Below are 20,025 nucleotides of genomic sequence, written 5' to 3' on the forward strand. Positions count from 1 at the left end.
CCCGACGCCAGGAGGCCGCAGCCCGTGACCACCACCGCCCCCAGGGCCCGCTCGTACCGGCCGGTGCCGGTCGCCCGGCTGTCCACGGCCCCGCTGCCGCCGGTGGACGCCTCGATCCCGCCCTGGCCGGGGACGCGGGTCGACATCGACGGGGTGACCGTCTTCGTCCGGCGGACACCGGGCCCGGACGGCGGCGGCGAGCCCGCGCTCTACGTGCACGGGCTCGGCGGCGCCTCGACCAACTGGACCGACTACGCGGCGCTGCTGTCCACCCGGCTCGACGCCGAGGCGCTGGACCTGCCCGGGTTCGGCGAGTCCGGCCCGGCCGTGCACGGCTACGGGATCGAGCAGCACGCCAAGCTCGTCGTCGCCTACCTGGAGCGGCGCGGGGCCGGGCCGGTGCACCTGATCGGCAACTCGCTCGGCGGGGTGGCCTCGGTGCTGGTCGCCGCCACCCGGCCGGACCTGGTCCGGACGCTGACGCTGGTCTCACCGGCGATGCCGTCGCTGAAGCCCCGCCGCGGGTCCGACCTGGCCGTCCCGCTGCTGCTCCTCCCGGGCATCGGGACGTACGCGCAGAAGCGGCTGGACGCGCTGCCGCCGCAGCGGCGGGCGGCCGGGCTGATCCGGATCTGCTTCGCGAAGCCGGACGCGGTGCCGCGCAACCGGGTCGACGAGGCGATCGCGGAGATGGCCCGGCGCAAGGAGCTGCCCTGGGCCGGGGACGCGTTCACCGCGTCGCTGCGCGGGCTGGCCCGCTCGTACCTGACGTTCGGGGCGCGCTCGCTCTGGAAGCAGGCGGCCAGGGTGAGCGCACCGACGCTGGTGATCTGGGGGACCGAGGACCGGCTGGTGCCGGTCGCGCTGGCGGCCCGGACCGCGGCGGCGATCCCGGACTCGCGGCTGCTGGTGCTTCCGGACATCGGGCACGTGGCGCAGCTGGAGGCGCCGGAAACGACCGCGCGCGCCACCCTGGGCCTGCTGGAGGACGCCGCCGGCTGAGTCCCGGCCGGGCGCCCGTGCGTCCTCGGCGACGCGCCGATGATGCGGGATCGGGCCCGGTGCTGTGCGATCCTCACCGGCGTGACTCGTCCGGGACCGGCGGCGCGCAGTCGACGCCCCGGCGCCGGCGAGGTCGGTCATCCGGACCGGATCCGGACGCAGCGCCCAGGGCCGCGGCCCAGCGGTGGCGGTCCCCGGCGGACCCCGCCGACCGCCCGGGGCGGGCGGCGGGCGCCGGCGCGGGAGCCGTTCGCGCCGCCGTACCGGATCGTGGAGCTGCGCTCGCCGGACGGGCCGCTGCGGGCCCGGGTCGACCCGCGGCCGGAGCATCCGCACCGGGCGCCGGGCAGCCCGCTGCGCCGCTTCGTCCGGACCTGGGGCTGGCGGGCGTACGCGCTGCCGATCCTGACCGTGCTGACCGTCCTGTGCGGCGTCGACGTGGCCAACGGGGCGGAGGCCGGGATGCCGCTGATCGGCTCGGACCCGAAGCCGTCCCCGCCGGCGGCTGCGCCGGTAGCGCCGCCGGTGGTCGCGACGACCGCGGCGCCGAAGCCGACGCCGACGTCGTCCGGGATCTTCGTGGACGACGGCGGCTCCGGCACGGCCCGCCCGCTGCCGCCGACCGCGCTGCCGGCCGGCGCCGCGTTCGCGCAGCGGGGCACCGGCGTCTACACGATCCTGCGGGGCAACTCCAAGGTCTACGGCACCGGCCCGCTGCACCGCTTCACCGTCGAGGTCGAGGGCGGCGTGACCGAGAACGCCTCGGCGTTCGCGGCCGCGGTCGAGCGGACGCTGTCCGACGAGCACAGCTGGGGGCACGGCGGGCGGGCCTCGTTCCAGCGCGTGGACAGCGGCGAGATCGACTTCCGGGTCAGCCTGACCGCGTCCCTGTCCGTACGGACCCTCTGCGGCTACGACCTGCCGTACGAGACGTCCTGCTACAACGGCGACAAGGCGCGGGTCGTCATCAACGACGCGCGCTGGGTCCGCGGCGCGGTCGCGTACGGCGGGAACCTGGCGCAATACCGGCTGTACGTGGTCAACCACGAGGTCGGCCACGCGCTCGGCAACAACCACGTCGGCTGCCCGAAGAAGGACGCGCTCGCGCCGATCATGATGCAGCAGACCCTCGGCATCTCGACCGCCGGCGTCGGCGCCTGCAAACCCAACCCGTGGCCCTACCCCTAGCCCCACCGCACCCGGGGCGCGCCGGCGTCGAAAGAGGACGGTCTCGGACCTGACGATCGTCGTTGTCGGTCGGAGATCGACAACGACAAATGTGAAGGTGGTCCGCGGCGATCGGGGATCGACGCGGCGGACCCCCCGGGGAACACCGGGTGGGACGCGCGGGTTGGGGACGGGGACGAGATGAAGGAGAGACCTGTGTCGTTGCCGCCCCTGGTCGAGCCGGCCGCCGAGCTGACGGTCGACGAGGTCGCCCGCTACAGCCGCCACCTGATCATCCCGGACGTCGGGGTGCCCGGGCAGAAGCGCCTGAAGAACGCGAAGGTCCTGGTCGTCGGTGCCGGTGGGCTCGGCTCCCCGGCCCTGCTCTACCTGGCCGCCGCCGGCGTGGGCACCCTCGGCATCGTCGACTTCGACGTGGTCGACGAGTCCAACCTGCAGCGTCAGGTGATCCACGGCGTGTCGGACATCGGCAAGCCCAAGGCGGTCTCGGCGCAGGAGTCGATCGCCGAGATCAACCCGCACGTGAACGTGATCCTGCACCAGGAGCGCTTGGACTCCGACAACGCGCTGGACATCTTCCGGCCCTATGACCTGGTGCTGGACGGGACCGACAACTTCGCCACCCGCTACCTGGTCAACGACGCCTGCGTACTGCTCGGCAAGCCGTACGTGTGGGGCTCGATCTACCGGTTCGAGGGTCAGGTCAGCGTCTTCTGGAACGAGCACGGCCCGAACTACCGCGACCTCTACCCCGAGCCCCCGCCGCCGGGGATGGTCCCGTCCTGCGCCGAGGGCGGCGTGCTGGGCGTGCTCTGCGCGTCCATCGGGTCGGTCATGGTCACCGAGGCGATCAAGCTCATCACCGGCATCGGCGAGACGCTGCTGGGCCGGCTGATGGTCTACGACGCCCTGGAGATGTCGTACCGGACGATCAAGGTGCGCAAGGACCCCAAGGGCGAGGCGATCACGCAGCTCATCGACTACGACGAGTTCTGCGGCGTCGTCTCGGACGAGGCCCAGCGGGCCGCGGCCGGCTCGACGATCACCGCGGCCGAGCTGAAGGAGATGCTGGACGCGGGCAAGGACCCGTATCTGGTCGACGTCCGGGAGCCGGTCGAGTACGAGATCGTCAAGATCCCGGGCGGCGTGCTGATCCCCAAGGACCGGATCCTGTCCGGCGAGGCGCTGGCCGAGCTGCCCCAGGACAAGCCGCTGGTGCTCTACTGCCGCACCGGCGTCCGGTCCGCCGAGGCGCTGGCCGCGGTGAAGGCGGCCGGGTTCCGGGACGCGGTGCACGTGCAGGGCGGGGTCACGGCCTGGGCCACCCAGGTCGATCCCTCGCTGCCGACGTACTGATCTAGGTTGGCCGCCGTGGTGAAACGGGCGGCGAGCATCTCGGCGGGGTTGGCCACCAGACCTGGTCGGGGTGGCCGGCCGACGCCGTACGCGGCGCGGGTGCTGGAGGTCGTGGACCGGATCCCGCGCGGGATGGTGATGTCGTACGGCGACGTCGCCGAGTTCGTCGGGTCCGGCTCCGGCCGGTCCGTCGGCGCGGTGATGAGCCGGCACGGCCACGAGGTGCCCTGGCATCGCGTGGTGCAGTCCACCGGCGGGCCGAACCCGGCCTCGCCGGCCGACGCGCTACGGCTGCTGCGGGCGGAGAACACACCGATGCGGGGCGACAAGGTGGACATGCGCCGCGCCCGCTGGGACGGGAGATAGCGATGGCTACGGACGTGCTGGACCTGCACCGCCGCGCGCTGGACGAGTTCGGGCGCCGGGTGCACGCGGTCGGGACCGACCAGTGGGGCTGCCCGACCCCGTGCAAGGACTGGGAGGTCCGCAACCTGGTCAACCACCTGGTCTCCGAGCAGCTCTGGGTGCCGCCGCTGCTGGCCGGCAAGCGGATCGCCGACGTCGGCGACGGGTTCGCCGCGGGCGACGTGCTCGGCTCCGACCCGGTCGCGGCCTGGGACGCCGCCGCCGGCGCCGCCGCGGCCGCGTTCGCCGCGGCCGGCGCGATCGAGCGGACCGTGCACCTGTCGTACGCGGATCGCCCGGCCGAGGAGTACGCCCGGGAGATGGTCTTCGACCTGGTGATCCACAGCTGGGACCTGGCCCGCGGCATCTCCGCCGACGAGACCGTCGACCCCGACCTGGTCGAGGCGGTGTACGCGCAGATCGAGCCGGACACCGACCTGACCGAGAGCGGGCTGTTCGACGAGCCGGTCCCGGTGCCGCCCGAGGCGGACGAGCAGGCGAAACTGATCGCGTTCACCGGCCGTCAGCCGTTCTAGGGGGTTCGCATGCAGGTCGCCGTACTCGGGACCGGGATCATGGGCGCGGGGATGGCCCGCTCGCTGCTGCGGGCCGGTCACACCGTCCGGGTCTGGAACCGGACCACGGCCAAGGCCGAGCCGCTCGCCGAGTCCGGCGCGACGGTCGCCGGGACCGCGGCCGAGGCCGTCGCCGGCGCCGAGGTCGTGGTGGTGATGCTGTTCGACACCGCGGCCGTGCTGGAGGTGCTGACCGCGGCGTCATCCTCATCGGACGCGTCCGGGAAGGACGCGGTCTGGCTGCAGGCCTCCACGATCGGCCAGGAGGGCATGCTCGAGGTCGCCGCGCTCGCCGCCGGCCGCGGGCTGACGCTGCTGGATGCGCCGGTGATGGGCACCAAGGGTCCGGCCGAGCAGGGCACGCTGGTCCAGCTCGTCTCCGGCGATGCCGATGCCGTGGCGAAGGCGCGCCCGGCCATCGAGGCCTACTCGGCCCGGGTCGTGTACGCCGGGCCCTCGCTCGGCGGCGCGAGCGCGCTCAAGCTGGTCTGCAACTCCTGGATCTCCACCGTCAACGCCGGCGTCGGCCAGGCCCACGCGCTGGCCCAGGGGCTCGGCATCGACCCGGCCCTGTTCGTCGAGGCGGTCAACGGCGGCGCGGCCGACAACCAGTACCTGCACATGAAGAGCGACATGATCGCCAAGGGCGACTACCCGCCGTCGTTCACGCTGGACGGGGCGGTCAAGGACGTCGAGCTGATCCTGGCCGCGGCCCGGGGCGCCCAGGTCGGCGACGACGTGCTGGCCGGGCTGGCCACCGCGTACCGGCGGGCGTCCGACGCCGGGCACGGCGAGCAGGACATGGGCGCGGTCTACTACGCGTTCCCGCCCCGGTAGGGACCGGTAGGGATCAGCGGGCGGACAGCTCGGTCAGGGGGACCAGCGGGCCGAGGTGCCGGAGCTTGTCCGGGTTGATCACCGACCGGACCGCGACCACCTGCCCGTCGCGCACGTCGAGCGCGAGCACGTTGAGCAGCCGGTCGTCCGGGTCCAGCATCCGGGCGCCCGGCCCGTCGTTGACCACCGCCGGCTCCAGCCGCAGGCCGTAGCGCTGGGCCTGGCGGACGATGCCGGCCAGCAGCCGGGCCACCCGCAGCGGGCCGAAGACCGGCTGCTTGATCGCCGGGCCCTTGCCGCCGCCGTCGCCGTGGAAGACCACGTCCGCGGCCAGCATCCGTTCCAGCCCGGCCACGTCCCCGGCGTCCAGCGCGGCGAAGAACCGCCGCACCAGCCGGTCCCGCTGCTCGGCCGGCGGGTCGTAGCGCTGCTGCCGGGCGGCCACGTGCCGCCGGGCCCGGGCCGCGATCTGCCGGCAGGTCGCCTCGGACCGGTCCACCACCTCGGCCACCTCCCCGTACGGCAGGTCGAAGAGGTCGTGCAGCACGAACACGGCCCGCTCCACCGGCCCGAGCGTCTCCAGCACCAGCAGGAACGCCGCCGCCAGCGACTCCCGCAGCTCGGCCCGCTCGGCCGGGCCGGGCTCGCCCAGCACCGGCTCCGGCAGCCAGGTCCCGACGTAGCGCTCCCGCCGGGCCCGGGCCGAGCGCAGCTCGTCCAGCGCCAGCCGCGTCGTCACCGTGGCCGTGTACGCCGTCGGCGAGCGGACCTCGGACCGGTCGGCCGCGTGCAGCCGGATCATCGCCTCCTGCACGACGTCCTCGGCCTCGCCGACGCTGCCCAGCATCCGGTACGCGACCGCGAACGCGTACCCGCGCAGGTCCTCCGGTGCCCATGTGTCGGTCATCACCCCGATACAACCACCTCTGCTGTCACGCCCGGCGTGGGTGTCCCGTCTCCGGCTGCGTACCCCACCTGATGAGGAGAGAAGACGATGCGAATCTTCCTCGCCGGCGCGTCCGGCGCCCTGGGCGGCCGGCTCGTGCCGCAGCTCGTCGCCAGCGGGCACACCGTGGTCGGCACCACCCGCCACCGGGGCAAGGCCGAGCGGCTGCGGTTCCTCGGCGCCGAGCCGGCCGTGCTCGACCCGCTGGACCGGGCCGCGGTGACCGCCGCGGTCGAGGCCGCCGCCCCGGACGTGCTCGTGCACGAGCTCACCGCGCTGTCCGGGATGGGCAGCTTCCGCAAGTTCTCGAGCGGGTTCGAGGAGACCAACCGGCTGCGGACCGAGGGCACCGACGTCCTGCTGGCCGCGGGCCGGGCCGCCGGCGTGCGCCGGGTGGTCGCGCAGAGCTTCGGCGGCTGGCCGTACGCGCGGACCGGCGGGCCGGCGAAGGCCGAGACCGACCCGCTCGACCCGACCCCGGTGCCGGGCGCCGTCAGCTCGCTGGCCGCGCTCGTGCACCTCGAGGAGGCCGTGACCGGGTACGGCGAGGGCCTCGCCCTGCGCTACGGCGGCTTCTACGGCCCCGGCACCTCGCTCGGCCCGGGCGGCGTGCACGTGGACATGGTCCGGCAGCGCAAGTTCCCGGTCGTGGGCGACGGCGCCGGGGTCTGGTCGTTCTGCCACATCGACGATGCGGCGTCGGCCACCGTGGCGGCGGTCGAGCGCGGTGCGGCCGGGATCTACAACGTCTGTGACGACGAGCCGGCGCCGGTCCGGGAGTGGCTGCCGGAGCTCTGCGCCGCGCTGGGCGCGCCGCCGCCCCGGCACGTGCCGGCCTGGCTGGCCCGCCCGCTGCTGGGCGACCAGGGCATGGTCATGATGACCACGGCCCGCGGCATGTCCAACGCGAAGGCCCGGCGCGAGCTCGACTGGACCCCGGCGTACCCGAGCTGGCGGGACGGATTCCGCACTCTCGCCGCCACGGGAAGTGACCACGACGCGGCCGGTGATCGCGCATCGGGGTGAACCGCGCACCGTACCGGCGGGGGACCGCACGCACCGCGTGATGTCGTGGTTCCATCGTCGGCGTGTCCGTTCCGGGGGAGGCACGCGGGTCGAGCGCGTACCGGTTGGTTCGCCCGGCCCCGCGTGCCTCCGGCGTCCCTGTCCTGGAGCCGGGGCAGCAGGCCGTGTCCGACCACCGCGGCGGCCCGCTGCTGGTGCTGGCCGGCCCGGGCAGCGGCAAGACCACCACGCTGGTCGAGGCCGCGGTCCGGCGGGTCGAGGCCGGCGCCGACCCGGAGTCGCTGCTGCTGCTCACGTTCAGCCGGCGGGCGGCGACCGAGCTGCGGGAGCGGATCACCGCCCGGCTGGCCCGCACCACCCGGGAGCCGCTGGCCCGCACCTTCCACTCGTACGCGTTCGGGCTGCTGCGGGCGCAGGCCGTCGCCCGCGGGGAGCGCGGCCCGCGGCTGCTGTCCGGGCCGGAGCAGGACCTGGTCGTCCGGGAGCTGCTCGGCGGCGAGGTCGAGCTCGGCACCGGGCAGTGGCCGGAGGAGTTCCGGCCCGCCCTGCTCACCCGCGGGTTCGCGACGGAGCTGCGTGACCTGCTGCTGCGGGCGGTCGAGCGCGGCGTCGGCCCGAACCGGCTGGCCAACTGGGGCCGGGACCGCGGCCGGGACGACTGGGTCGCGGCCGCGCACTTCTTCGACGAGTACCTCGACGTCACCGCGCTGTCGGCCGGCGACGGCCCGGAGGCGTACGACCCGGCGGAGCTGATCCGGGCCGCGCTGGACGCGCTGAGCACGGACCCGGAGCTGCTGGCCCGGGAGCGGGCCCGGCGCCGGCGGGTGTTCGTGGACGAGTACCAGGACCTGGACCCGGCCCAGGAGGAGCTGCTGCGGATGCTCGCGGCCGGTGCCGACGAGCTGGTCGTGGTCGGCGACCCGGACCAGTCGATCTACGCCTTCCGCGGCTCCGACCCGTCCGCGATCCGGCGCTTCCCGGACGTGTTCGCGCCGGCCGACGGGACGCCGGTGCCGGTGGTGGCGCTGGGCGCGTCCCGGCGCTCGGGCGAGGTGCTGCTGCGGTACTCGCGCCGGATCGCGGCCCGGCTGCCCGGCCCGGCCCGGCACCGCGCGCTGGCGCCGGTCCGCGGTACGCCGCCGGGCCGGGTCGAGGTGCACACCCTGCGCACCCCCGGCGAGGAGGCCGCGTACGTGGCCCACCGGTTGCGGGCCGCGCACCTGCTCGACGGGGTGCCGTGGCGGGAGATGGCGGTGATCGTCCGCTCCACCGAGCGGCACCTGCCGGCGCTGCGACGGGCCCTGGCCGTGGCCGGCGTGCCCTCCAGCGTGGCCGGCGACGAGGTGCCGCTGGTCGCGCAGCCCGCGGTCGCGCCGTTCCTGCGGTTGCTGGAGTGCGCGCTGTGGGGGCTGCGCTCGCCCGGCGAGCACGGCCGGCTGCGGGCGGAGACCGGGCCCGACCCGCTGGACGAGGACGCCGCGCTCACGCTGCTGACCTCGCCGCTCGGCGGCGCCGACGCGCTGTCGCTGCGCCGGCTGCGGCAGGAGCTGCGCCGGCTCGACCTCGTCGCCGGCGGCGCCGGCGGCTCGGCCGACCTGCTGGTCAGCCTGCTCAAGGACGCCCGGGCGACCGCCGACCCGGGCCCCGGCCGGGAGCCCGGGGTGGCCGCCGCGGTCGCGGCCGTGGACCGGATGGTGCGGGCGGCCGCGGGCGACGCCGGCGTCCCGGCCCGCCGGGTCGGCTGGCTGCTGGCCACCGCCCGGGCCACCGCGCGGGAGGGCGGCAGCGCCGAGGAGGTGCTCTGGGCGGTCTGGTCGGCCTCCGGGCTGGGCGAGCAGTGGCAGCGCCAGTCCCGGCAGGGCGGCCCGGTCGGCGCGGGCGCGGACCGGGACCTGGACGCGATGGTCGCGTTGTTCGACGCGGCCGCGAACTTCGTCGACCGGCTGCCCCGCTCGGGCCCGCGGGTGCTGGTCGACCACCTGCTCGCGCAGCAGATCCCGGGCGACACGCTGGCCGCCAAGGCGCCGACCGGCGACACCGTACGGCTGCTGACCGCGCACGCGGCCAAGGGTCTGGAGTGGACGGTCGTCGCCGTCGCGGGCGTCCAGGAGGGCGTCTGGCCGGACTTGCGCCGGCGCGGCACCCTGCTCGGGGTCGAGGACCTGGTCGACGTGGCCGCCGGCCGGGAGCCGTCCGAGCTGTCCCCGGTCGCCCCGCTGCTGGAGGAGGAGCGGCGGCTGTTCTACGTCGCGGTCACCCGGGCCAAGCGGCTGCTGATCGTGTCCGGGGTGGCCGGCGAGGAGGACCAGCCGTCCCGGTTCCTGGACGAGCTCGACCCGCCGCCGCCCGGCGAGCCCCGCGCGGTGACGAGCGTGCCCCGGGCACTGTCGCTGCCGGCCCTGGTGGCGGAGCTGCGGGCGGTGGTGAGCGACGCCAAGCAGGTCGACACCCGCCGGCGCGCGGCCGCGACCGAGCTGGCCCGCCTCGCCACCGCCGGGGTCCGCGGCGCCGACCCGGACAGCTGGTGGGGCCTGGCCGGGCTGTCCGACCCGTCGCCGCTGGCCGCCGACGGCGCGGCCGTCCGGGTCTCGCCCTCGGCCGTGGACCGGTTCATCGGCTGCGAGCTGCGCTGGCTGATGGAGGCGGTCGGGGCCCGCGGCTCCGAGCAGGCCGCCCAGTCCGTCGGCACCGCCCTGCACGCGGTCGCCGCGAGCGCGGTCACCGACGGGGTCGAGGACCCGGCCGAGCTGGGAGAGCGGCTGGAGGCGGCGCTGGACCGGCTCGACCTCGGCGGCGCCTGGACCACCCGCCGGGAACGGGCCCGGGCCCGGGACATGCTCGGCACGTTCCTGCGCTGGGAACGCTCCTCCCGCGCCCGGTACGTGCTGGTCGACGTCGAGGTGCCGTTCTCGGTCACGGTCCCGCCGGCCACCGACGGCGGCCACCCGGCCACGCTGACCGGCCGGATCGACCGGCTGGAGCGCGACGACGAGGGCCGGCTGGTGGTGGTCGACCTCAAGACCGGGCGCAGCAAGCCCCGCGACGGGGAGCTGGCCCGCCACCCCCAGCTCGGCTCGTACCAGCTGGCGGTGGCCGAGGGCGCGTTCGGCGCGGCCGAGCCGGGCGGCGGCCTGCTGGTCAACCTCGGGACGGCGGCCGAGCGCAACCGGACCCAGGAGCAGCCGCCGCTGGCCCAGGACACCGACCCGGAGTGGGCCCGGATCCAGATCCAGGACGCGGCCGCCGGGATGGGCGGCGACGTGTTCCACGCCAAGCCGGGGCTGTTCTGCCGGGTCTGCGCGACCCGGTCCTCCTGCCCGGCCACCGACACCGGCCGCCAGGTCACGGAGTGAGCCCCATCCCCTGCCCCGCCCGGGGACCCCGTCGGGGGGCCGATCGCGGTCCGGCGGAGCGGTGACCGCGCCGAGGTGGTCGCCGCAGGAGCTGGCGGCCGCGTTGCGGCTGCCGCCGCCGACCGACGAGCAGGCGGCCGTCATCGGGGCGCCGCTGGCGCCGGCCGTGGTCGTGGCCGGGGCCGGGTCGGGCAAGACCGAGACGATGTCCGGCCGGGTGCTCTGGCTGGTCGCGAACGAGTACGTCCGGCCGGACCAGATCCTGGGGCTGACCTTCACCACCAAGGCCGCGGGCGAGCTGGCCGGGCGGATCCGGGTCCGGCTCGGGCAGCTGCGCACGTTCCTGGGCGCGTCCGGGCCGGCCGGCGACCCGGCGCTGGCGGGCGAGCCCGCGGTCTCGACGTACCACGCGTACGCGGGGCGGCTGGTGTCCGAGCACGCGCTGCGGCTCGGGGTCGAGCCCAGCGTCCGGCTGCTCACCGAGGCGATGACCTGGCAGCTGGCCCAGAAGGTGGTCCGCACGTACGACCTGGACGTGCCGGAGCTGGACAACGCCGAGTCCACGGTGACCAACTGGGTGCTGGACCTGGCCGGCGAGCTGGCCGAGCACCTGGTCGAGCCGGACGAGCTGCGGCGCTGGACCGACGACCTGCGTACGCGCGTGCTGGCCCGGCCGCGTCGGTCGGCGAGTGGCCGCGGCGTCGCCGGGGAGCCGTACGCGGAGGTGCGCAAGCTGCTGGACCGCGCCGCCTCCCGGGTCGCCCTGCTCCCGCTGGTCGACCGCTACACGCGGGCCAAGCACGACGCCCGGGCGATGGACTTCGGCGACCAGATGGCGATCGCGGCCCGGGTCGCGGACCGCTTCGCCGAGGTCGGCCGGGCTGAGCGGGCCCGGTACGCGGTGGTGCTGCTGGACGAGTACCAGGACACCGGCCACGCCCAGCTCACCCTGCTGCGGGCCCTGTACGGACCGGGCGGCCACGCCGTCACCGCGGTCGGCGACCCGGCCCAGGCCATCTACGGCTGGCGCGGCGCCAGCGCGAACAACCTGCACCGGTTCGCCGCGCACTTCCGGACCGGCGGCGGCGACCCCGCCCCGGTGCTGCCGCTGTCGACCTCGTTCCGCAACGACGAGCTCGTCCTGGACGTGGCCAACGCGCTGTCGGTCGAGATCCGGGAGAACGTGCCGTCGCTGACGCCGGGGCCGCGGGGCGAGCCGGGCCAGGTCCGGGCCGCGCTGCTGGAGACCGTCACCGGCGAGGCCGACTGGGTCGCAGGCGAGATCGCCGCGGTCTGGCGGGCCGACGCGGCCGACCGGCGGGCCGGCGCGGGCGGCGCGGGCGGCCGCAGCGTGGCCGTGCTCTGCCGCCGGCGCAGCCAGTTCGACCTGGTCGCGGGCGCGCTGCGGGCCCGCGGCGTGCCGGTCGAGCTGGTCGGCCTGGGTGGGCTGCTGGCCACCCCCGAGGTCCGGGACCTGGTCAGCACGCTGCAGGTGGTCAGCGACCCGACCGCGGGCGCGGCGCTGGCCCGGCTGCTCACCGGCGCCCGCTGGCGGGTCGGCGGCAAGGACGTGGCCGCGCTCGGCAAACGGGCCCGGGCGCTCGCGGCCCGGCACGAGGAGGCCGCGCAGGGCACCCGGGACGTGGTCTCGGACGCCAGCCTGGTCGAGGCCCTGGACGACCTCGGCCCGCCCGAGCCCTACTCGGCCGTCGGCTTCGAGCGGATGGCCCGGCTCGCCGACGAGCTGGCCGCGCTGCGCAGGCGGACCGCGCAGCCGCTGCCGGACCTGGTCGCCGACGTCGAGCGGACGCTGCTGCTGGACGTCGAGGTCGCGGCCGCGCCGGACCGGGACCGTGCCGCCGGCCGGGCCCACCTGGACCGGTTCGCCGAGGTCGCGGCCGACTTCTCGGTCGACGCCGAGATGCCCACGCTGGGCGCGTTCCTGGCCTACCTGGCCGCGGCCGAGGACGCCGAGCGGGGGCTGGAGGCGGGCGTGGTCGACGTCGACACCGACCGGGTCCAAGTGCTGACCGTGCATGCAGCGAAGGGGCTCGAGTGGGACGTGGTCGCGGTACCCGGGCTCACCCACGATGTCTTCCCGGACCTGCTGTCCACCCGGGGCTCGGGCTGGGCCACCAGCGCGCCGACCCTGCCGTACCCGCTGCGGGGGGACGGCTCGGACCTGCCGGTCTTCGACGTGGTCACGCCGCGGGACCAGAAGGGGATCGACGAGGCCCGCAAGGACTTCGTGGCGGCGTGCAAGGAGCGGGCCGTCCGGGAGGAGCGGCGGCTGGCGTACGTGGCCGTGACCCGGGCCCGGCACCTGCTGCTGGCCTCCGGCTACTGGTGGGACACCGCGGTCCGGCCGCGCGGGCCGTCGCCGTTCCTGTCCGAACTGCGGCTGGTCCGCGGCGTCCAGGTCGACCAGTGGGCCGACCCGCCGCCCGAGGACGCGGCCAACCCGCTGCCGCCGCCCGCGCCGATGCCGTGGCCGGCCGACCCGCTCGGGGCCCGGCGGCCGCTGGTCGAGCAGGGTGCGTCGCTGGTCCGCTCGGCGCTGGCCGGGTCCGCGCCGGTGGACGAGGGGACCTTGTTCGCCGAGGAGGACCTGCTCGCGCTGGGCTGGCAGCGGGAGGCCGAGATCCTGCTGGCCGAGCGGGCCCGGATCGCGGCCGGCCCGGCCACCGCGGACGTCCCGCTGCCCGGCCACCTCGCGGTCACCGACCTGGTCACGCTGGCCCGCGACCCGCTCGCGCTGGCCCGCCGGGTCCGCCGCCCGGTGCCGACCCGGCCGGCCCCGCTGGCCCGCCGCGGCACCGCCTTCCACGCCTGGCTGGAGGAGCGGTACGGCGGCCAGCGGCTGCTCGACCTGGACGAGCTGCCCGGCTCGGCCGACGCCGAGGCCGCGCCGGACTCGGAGCTGGCCCTGCTGCAGGAGCGGTTCCTGGCCAGCGCCTGGGCCGACCGGGTGCCGGACGAGGTCGAGGTCGCGTTCGAGACCGTGGTCGGCGGGGTGGTGGTCCGGGGCCGGATCGACGCCGTGTTCGCCGACCCGGACGGCGGCTGGACGGTGGTGGACTGGAAGACCGGCGACCCGCCGCGGGACCCGTCCGCGGCCTCGGTCCAGCTGGCCGCGTACCGGCTGGCCTGGGCCGAGCTGTCAGGTACGCCGGTCGAGCTGGTCCGGGCCGCGTTCCACCACGTCCGCGCGGACCGTACGGTGGCGCCGATCGACCTGCTCGGCGCGGCCGGCCTGCACGCCCTGGTCGAGTCGATCCCTACCGGCCGCTGATCCGGTCGAGGGCGAGGTCGGCGACGACGTCCGGCTCCTGCTCGGGGACCCAGTGCGAGACGCCGGGCAGCTCCACGAACCGGTACGGCCCGGTCACGTGCACGGCGCAGTCCTCGGCCGCGACCCGGCTCACCGCGAGATCGTCCGTGCCCCAGACGTACGTGGTCGGGACGGTGACCGGGCCGAGGCCCTCGATGTCGGCCCGGCTCATCGCCCGGTACCAGTTCAGCGGGCCGGTCAGCGCGCCCGGCTCGGTCAGCGGCACGACGAACTCGTCCGCCGGCACCGGCCCGAACATCCGCCGCAGCCGGCGCGCGCCGTCCGCCAGCAGCAGCTGCTCGGAGTCCGGCCGGCGGAAGACCGCGAGGTACTCCGAGCGCCGCTGCTGCTCCGGATCCGTCCGCAGCGCGGCGGCGTGCGCGGCCGGGTGCGGGACGCTCACCGCGGTCAGCGTGGCGACCCGGTCCGGGTGCCGGACCGCGAGGTTCCAGGCCACGACCGCGCCCCAGTCGTGCCCGAGCACGTGCGCGGTCCGCAGCCCGAGCGCGTCGAGCAGCCCGAGCGCGTCCGCGACCACGTGGTGGATCGAGTACGCCTCGACCCCGTCGGGCCGGGCACCGGGGGAGTAGCCGCGCTGGTCCGGCGCGACCGTCCGCAGCCCGGCCTCCTGCAGCGCCGGCGTGACGCCGGCCCACATCCCGGAGTTCTCCGGGAATCCGTGCAACAACAGCACGGCCGGCCCGTCTTCGGGCCCGCCGATCCGGACGTCGAAAACCAGGCCCTGAATGTCAACCGGAACTGCGCTGTCCATCGTCCCAGTCTCCCCCGGTCGGGCGGCGGGCCGAGGCCCGCCGGACGCCGATGCGGTAGGAAGGTTCGGTGGGAGCTCGATGACGGCCGACGCCGAGCGCCGCACCGAGCTGGTACGCCGGGCCCAGCAGGGCGACGCGATCGCGATGGACCAGGTCCTCGCCGAGATCTCGCCGTACGTGGGCCGGCTGTGCGGGTCGATCGCCGTGCAGGACGGCCCGGACGCCGCCCAGGAGGCGCTGATCGCGGTCTTCCGGGCGCTGCCGCAGCTCACCGAGCCGGCGGCGTTGTTCGGCTGGGTCCGCTCGATCGCGGTCCGGGAGGCGGTCCGGGTGGCCACGCGGTCCGGCCGGCAGCGAACCGCTGAGCTGGGCGAGGTGCCCGGCCGGGACGACCCGGAGCTGGCCGCGGACGTACGGGACGTGCTGTCCCGGCTGAGCCCGCAGCACCGGGCGGTGCTGGTGCTGCGGGACCTGGAGGGGCTGGACCAAGCGGCGGTGGCGGCGATCCTGTCGGTGCCGCCCCCGACCGTACGGACCCGGTTGTTCCGGGCCCGGCGCAACTTCCGCAGGGAGTGGGAGGCGACCTGACCGTCGCCGACACGATCGGCCGGGCCGGGGAACGCGACGCGCTTGCGGTGCCTCTTCTCTCGTGTCGGCGGCCGGACCGGTCGCGTCCCGGAGGGAGCAGCGGCTGATGTCCGTACGCAGCGAGGAAAGGCCGATGCCGGAGCTCCCCGGCGTCACCCACCGGCAGGTGGACGCCGGCGGCGTCGGCCTGCACGTGGCCGAGATCGGCTCCGGCGCCCCGGTCGTCCTGCTGCACGGCTTCCCCCAGCACTGGTTCGCCTGGCGCGACGTCGCGGCCCGGCTCGCCCCCGACCACCGGGTGCTCAGCGTCGACCTGCGCGGTTTCGGCTGGTCGGACAAGCCGAGGACCGGCTACACCACCGCGGACCGGGTCACCGACCTGATCGCCCTGCTCGACGCGCTGGAGCTGGACCGGGTCGACCTGGTCGGGCACGAGTGGGGGGCCTGGGCCGGGTTCTTCGCCTGCCTGCGCGCGCCCGAGCGGTTCGGGCACTTCCTGGCCCTGAACATCGTGCATCCCTGGCCGGAGCACCGGCACCTGGCGCCGAGCTCCTGGCGGTTCTGGTACACGACCGTGCTGGAGGCGCCCGGGCTCGGGCGGCTGGCCCAGCGGCACTGGCCGGCGTACACCCGGTTCCTGCTGCGCCGCGGGCTCGGCGACCGGGCCGCGATGCGGGAGCCGGTCCTCGAGGAGTACGTCGCGGCCGGCCGGGTGCCGGGCGCGGCCCGGGCCGGCGAGGCGCTGCACCGGCTGTTCACCGTCCGGGACATCCCGGCGCTGATGCTCAACCGGAACGCGAAGCAGCACCTGACGGTGCCGACCCTGCTGCTCGGCGGGGACCGGGACCCGGTCTTCCCGCCCGCGGTGCTCGGCGGCGGCCAGGGACACGCCGACGACCTGCGGGTGGAGATCCTGCCCGGGGCCGGGCACTGGCTGCCGGAGGAGCGCCCGAACGAGGTCGCCGCCGCGGCCCGCGCGCTGTTCGCGCGCTGAGGGTCAGGCGGGGAGGCTCTGGCGGAGCCGGCGCAGCATGCTGCGGCCCAGGTTCCGCCCGGCCGGCTCGAAGACCGTGCCGCTGACGGCGCGGCTCGCGCCCAGCACGGCGAAGCGGGTCTTGCCGCCCTCGGGCACCGCGGCCATGCCGCCCACGACGTACCTGCTCTGCATCAGGCACCAGCCCGGCCGCAGCACCACGTCGAACGCGGCCCGGTGACCGACGGCGGAGACCGCACGGGCGGTCATCGTCTCGTCCCGGCGCTCCAGGATCGTGAACGAGCGCATCGCCCGGACCAGTCGCGGCAGCTCACGCTCCAGGTCGGAGGCCACCGCCCACACCGTCTCGAACGGCGCGTCGAGAACCTCCTCGACGTACATCGGCGCGTGCACGGCTGCCGCCATGACCCGCAGCCGCCGGACCGGGTCGATCTCGGCCGTCGGCCAGGACCGGGTCATCGGACCATCTCCTCCGTCAGCGCAGGGGATCGGTCATGCCGTCGTGGCGGGGCTCGCCCAGGTCGACGATGAGGGCGCAGTGGTCCGACAGCGCCATCTCGCGGGCACCGGCCGCGGCGACCCGTGGCAGCCCGGGGCCGTGCGCCAGCACGTGGTCCAGCTGCACCCGCGGGTCCGGCGCCGGGAACGTCGGCACCCCCACCGCCAGCGCCGTCCACCCGGTCAGCCAGCGCGGCAGCGCGCCCGGCAGGTTGAGGTCCCCGAGCAGCACCCGCGGCGCCGGCAGCGACCGCACCGCCCGCGCGGCCCGCCGCAGCTGGGCCCCGTTCCACCCCGGCACGAACGACAGGTGCGTGTTGGCCACGGTCATCGGTCCGGCCGTCGTCTCCAGCACGGCCGCGATCAGCACCCGCGGCTCGTCCTTGAGCCAGAGGATCTTGCGCTGCCGCCCGGGGATCAGGATCGGCGACCGCACCGGCGCGGACGGCAGCCGGGTCACCAGCCAGCGCGTCACCGGCAGCCGGCTCACCAGCCCGATCCCGTACGCGGGCCCGGACGCGCCGGCGTCCCCGTCCCGGGCCGGCCGCCACTGCTCGCCCGGCGTGCCCAGGATCGCCGGGGCGAACCGGCCCTCGCCGCCCATCGCGGCCGCCGCCTCCGCGGTCAGGTCCAGCCCGGCGGACCGGGGCTGGTCGCGGTCGACCTCCTGCAGCCCGAGCACGTCCGCGTCCAGCAGCTTCACCGCGTCCCGCAGCCGGCCGGCGTCGACCTCGCCGTCGGACAGGGACCTGCCGTTGAGGATGTTGAAGCTGGCCAGCCGCACCCCGGAAACCCTACGGGCCCGCCGCCTCCGGGGCGACGCGACCCGGTGCCCGCAGCACGTACCAGCAGCCGAGCCCGGCCAGCCCGAGCGCCCCGGCCCCGGTCGCGACGGCCGCTCCGAGCAGCCCGGCGACCACGCCGCCGGCCAGCGTCCCGGCCGGCCGCAACGCCCCGGCCAGCCCCGCGACCAGCCCCAGCACCCGGCCCTGCAGCGCGGCCGGGACCTCGGTGACGAGCCGGGTGTCGGAGATCAGCGACGTCACGCTGAGCGCGATCCCGGCCAGCAGCGTGGCCGCGACCGCCATCGGCACGACCCGGCTCGCGGCCAGCAGCCCGAAGCTCGCCCCGAGCCCGGCCAGCGCGGTCCCGAGCGCGCGCCGGTCGCCGAGCAGCCGGTCCGGCAGCGGCCGCAGCGACAGGACGGTCGCGGCCAGCAGCATCCCGACCTGGAACGCGGACTGCAGCAGCCCGTACGTGCCCGAGCCGGCGTGCAGGGGACCGGCCGCGAGCAGCGGCAGCGTCACGTTCACCGCACTGATCGAGGCGTTGGCCAGCAGCGCGCCGGCGACCAGCTCGCGCAGGGCCCGGTCGGCCGCCACGTACCGGGCGCCGGCGGTGAAGCCGCGCCGGACGCTCTGCTGCCGCGGCCCGGCGGCGGCCAGCAGGGACCGCCGGGCGAGCAGCCAGGCCCCGCCCGAGACCACGTACGACAGCGCGTCGACCAGGCAGCACAGCCGCAGGTCCCCGACCGCGACGAGGGCACCGCCGAGCAGCGGCCCGGCGACCCGCCCGGCCCGGGACGCGACCTGGTAGCGGGCCATCGTCCCGGCGACCGTGCCGGGCGCGCTGAGCCGGGCCAGCATCACCGCCAGCCCCGTCCCGGACAGCGACGCGAACAGCGGCACCGCCAGCGCGACGGCCAGGAAGAACGGCAGCCCGGGCTGGTAGCGGCTCAACCAGGCGGCCGCCGCGAGCAGGACCACGGCCGCGGTCAGCTCGGAGCCGGCCAGCCAGTCCGGAGCGCGGCGGCGGTCCACCAGCTGCCCGGCGAGCGGCGCCGCGACCAGCGGCACCACGGTGAGCGTGCCCAGCACCAGCGAGAGCTGCGGCGGCGAGCCGGTGACCTGCAGGACGCTCCAGGCCAGGGCGGTCAGGAAGAGCCCGTCGCCGGCGATCCCGGCGCCCGCGCCGACCATGAGCGTCGTACGTCTCAGGTCTGCCACGTCCCGGGACGCTAGCCCGTGCGTACCGGTCCGAAGCGGCCATTACGCTGCGGGCGTGACTGCGGAGAAGGAGTACGTCGAGGCCAACCGGGCGACGCTGCACGCCGATCTCGACGCGTGGTTGCGGATCCCGTCGATCAGCGCCGATCCGGCGCACGCTGCGGACGTGAAGGCGAGCGCCGACTGGCTCGCCGCCGCCTTCACCCGGGACGGCTTCCCGACCGTCGAGATCTGGGACGCCGGCGGCTCCCCGGCCGTGTTCGCCGAGTGGCCCGCGGCCGAGCCGGACGCGCCGACCGTCCTCGTGTACGGACACCACGACGTCCAGCCCGTCGACCCGGTGGAGAAGTGGGTCACCCCGCCGTTCGAGCCGACGATCCGGGGCGAGGAGCTGTTCGCCCGCGGCGCTGCCGACGACAAGGGCCAGCTGCTGTTCCACCTGCTCGGCCTGCGCGCCCACCTCGCCGCCACGAAGAGGGACACCCCCGCGGTCACGCTGCGCTTCCTGATCGAGGGTGAGGAGGAGTCCGGCTCGCCGCATTTCGCCGACCTGCTGCGGGCGCAGAAGGACCGGGTCGCCTCGGACGTGACCGTGGTGACCGACACCGGTGTGTTCGCCCGCGACTTCCCCACCACCACGGTCGGCATGCGCGGCCTGGTCGGCTGCCAGATCGACTTCCACGGCCCGGACGTCGACCTGCACTCGGGCTCGTTCGGCGGCGCGGTGCCCAACCCGCTGACCGCGCTGGCCCACCTGCTCGCCGCGGTGCACGACGAGGACGGGCGCATCGCGATCCCCGGCTTCTACGACGCGGTGCTGCCGGTCGGCGACGACGAGCGGAAGAAGTACGGCGGGCTGCCCTTCGACGAGCAGGAGTGGCTGGCCGGCCCGGCGCGGTCCCGGGCGGCGGCCGGCGAGGCCGGCTACAGCACGCTGGAGCGGATCTGGGCCCGGCCGACCGCCGAGGTCAACGGCATGTGGGGCGGCTACACCGGCCCCGGCCACAAGACGATCGTGCCCACCGACGCGTCTGCGAAGCTGTCCTTCCGGCTGGTCCCGGACCAGCGCGGCGCGGACCTGCGGCCGCTGGTGCAGAAGTTCGTCGACGAGCACACCCCGCCGGGCATCACCTCGACGATGCAGTGG

Annotated in this window: 17 protein-coding genes; 12 read left to right on the forward strand and 5 right to left on the reverse strand. The window is 76.0% G+C overall.

Going from position 1 to position 20,025, the window contains the following annotated elements; genetic code table 11:
• The first annotated feature begins 24 nt into the window (after positions 1–24).
• From VGP36_23315 to VGP36_23340, 6 genes are all read left to right on the forward strand, one after another.
• Positions 25–1,002 carry an alpha/beta fold hydrolase gene (locus tag VGP36_23315; protein HEV7657639.1) on the forward strand — a complete coding sequence of 326 codons (978 nt, stop codon included), beginning with the start codon at positions 25–27 and terminating at the stop codon, positions 1,000–1,002.
• Between the two features lie 81 nt (positions 1,003–1,083).
• Positions 1,084–2,190, forward strand: a complete 1,107-nt coding sequence (locus VGP36_23320) for a DUF3152 domain-containing protein (GenBank protein HEV7657640.1) — start codon at positions 1,084–1,086, stop codon at positions 2,188–2,190.
• Positions 2,191–2,370: 180 nt separating this feature from the next.
• Positions 2,371–3,546 (forward strand): adenylyltransferase/sulfurtransferase MoeZ, encoded by a 1,176-nt coding sequence (moeZ, locus tag VGP36_23325; GenBank protein ID HEV7657641.1) that lies wholly within the window; start codon positions 2,371–2,373, stop codon positions 3,544–3,546.
• A 15-nt stretch (positions 3,547–3,561) separates the two neighbouring features.
• Complete coding sequence (locus tag VGP36_23330; GenBank protein ID HEV7657642.1) at positions 3,562–3,912, forward strand: MGMT family protein; 351 nt, start codon at positions 3,562–3,564, stop codon at positions 3,910–3,912.
• 2 nt (positions 3,913–3,914) lie between these two features.
• Positions 3,915–4,487 carry a TIGR03086 family metal-binding protein gene (locus tag VGP36_23335; protein ID HEV7657643.1) on the forward strand — a complete coding sequence of 191 codons (573 nt, stop codon included), beginning with the start codon at positions 3,915–3,917 and terminating at the stop codon, positions 4,485–4,487.
• A gap of 9 nt (positions 4,488–4,496) precedes the next feature.
• Positions 4,497–5,363 (forward strand): NAD(P)-dependent oxidoreductase, encoded by an 867-nt coding sequence (locus tag VGP36_23340; GenBank protein HEV7657644.1) that lies wholly within the window; start codon positions 4,497–4,499, stop codon positions 5,361–5,363.
• A 13-nt stretch (positions 5,364–5,376) separates the two neighbouring features.
• Here the strand turns inward: VGP36_23340 and VGP36_23345 are convergent, their stop codons facing one another.
• Positions 5,377–6,270 (reverse strand): RNA polymerase sigma-70 factor, encoded by an 894-nt coding sequence (locus VGP36_23345; GenBank protein HEV7657645.1) that lies wholly within the window; start codon positions 6,268–6,270, stop codon positions 5,377–5,379.
• Between the two features lie 87 nt (positions 6,271–6,357).
• On the opposite strand from VGP36_23345, the gene VGP36_23350 reads away from it, so the two are divergent.
• The 3 genes from VGP36_23350 to VGP36_23360 all read left to right on the forward strand — a co-directional run bounded on the left by VGP36_23350 (position 6,358) and on the right by VGP36_23360 (position 13,980).
• Positions 6,358–7,335, forward strand: coding sequence for an NAD(P)-dependent oxidoreductase (locus VGP36_23350; protein HEV7657646.1), 978 nt, complete (start codon positions 6,358–6,360; stop codon positions 7,333–7,335).
• Between the two features lie 62 nt (positions 7,336–7,397).
• Positions 7,398–10,688: an ATP-dependent DNA helicase gene (locus VGP36_23355; protein ID HEV7657647.1), complete on the forward strand. Its 3,291-nt coding sequence runs from the start codon at positions 7,398–7,400 to the stop codon at positions 10,686–10,688.
• Positions 10,689–10,749: 61 nt separating this feature from the next.
• Positions 10,750–13,980: an ATP-dependent DNA helicase gene (locus tag VGP36_23360; GenBank protein HEV7657648.1), complete on the forward strand. Its 3,231-nt coding sequence runs from the start codon at positions 10,750–10,752 to the stop codon at positions 13,978–13,980.
• Here VGP36_23360 and VGP36_23365 read toward each other — a convergent pair.
• Positions 13,967–14,791, reverse strand: a complete 825-nt coding sequence (locus VGP36_23365; protein ID HEV7657649.1) for an alpha/beta hydrolase — start codon at positions 14,789–14,791, stop codon at positions 13,967–13,969. The two genes, VGP36_23360 and VGP36_23365, sit on opposite strands and share 14 nt — an antisense overlap.
• A gap of 79 nt (positions 14,792–14,870) precedes the next feature.
• Here VGP36_23365 and VGP36_23370 point away from each other — a divergent pair, with 79 nt between their 5' ends.
• The gene (locus tag VGP36_23370; GenBank protein ID HEV7657650.1) at positions 14,871–15,380 is read left to right on the forward strand and encodes a sigma-70 family RNA polymerase sigma factor; all 510 of its coding nucleotides are present in this window, start codon (positions 14,871–14,873) and stop codon (positions 15,378–15,380) included.
• Between the two features lie 106 nt (positions 15,381–15,486).
• Complete coding sequence (locus VGP36_23375) at positions 15,487–16,374, forward strand: alpha/beta hydrolase (protein HEV7657651.1); 888 nt, start codon at positions 15,487–15,489, stop codon at positions 16,372–16,374.
• Positions 16,375–16,377: 3 nt separating this feature from the next.
• Here VGP36_23375 and VGP36_23380 read toward each other — a convergent pair whose 3' ends face one another.
• The 3 genes from VGP36_23380 to VGP36_23390 are packed head-to-tail and all read right to left on the reverse strand — an operon-like array spanning position 16,378 to position 18,878.
• On the reverse strand, positions 16,378–16,833 hold the full coding sequence (locus VGP36_23380; GenBank protein HEV7657652.1) for a hypothetical protein: 456 nt from the start codon (positions 16,831–16,833) through the stop codon (positions 16,378–16,380).
• Between the two features lie 16 nt (positions 16,834–16,849).
• Complete coding sequence (locus VGP36_23385) at positions 16,850–17,656, reverse strand: endonuclease/exonuclease/phosphatase family protein (GenBank protein ID HEV7657653.1); 807 nt, start codon at positions 17,654–17,656, stop codon at positions 16,850–16,852.
• A gap of 10 nt (positions 17,657–17,666) precedes the next feature.
• Positions 17,667–18,878, reverse strand: a complete 1,212-nt coding sequence (locus VGP36_23390) for an MFS transporter (GenBank protein HEV7657654.1) — start codon at positions 18,876–18,878, stop codon at positions 17,667–17,669.
• 55 nt (positions 18,879–18,933) lie between these two features.
• Between VGP36_23390 and VGP36_23395 the strand changes: the two genes are divergently transcribed.
• Positions 18,934–20,025 (forward strand): M20/M25/M40 family metallo-hydrolase (locus VGP36_23395; protein ID HEV7657655.1); only part of this gene is annotated, 1,092 nt, incomplete at its 3' end.

This window comes from Mycobacteriales bacterium (assembly GCA_035995165.1).
Classification (GTDB): Bacteria; Actinomycetota; Actinomycetes; order Mycobacteriales; family CADCTP01; genus CADCTP01.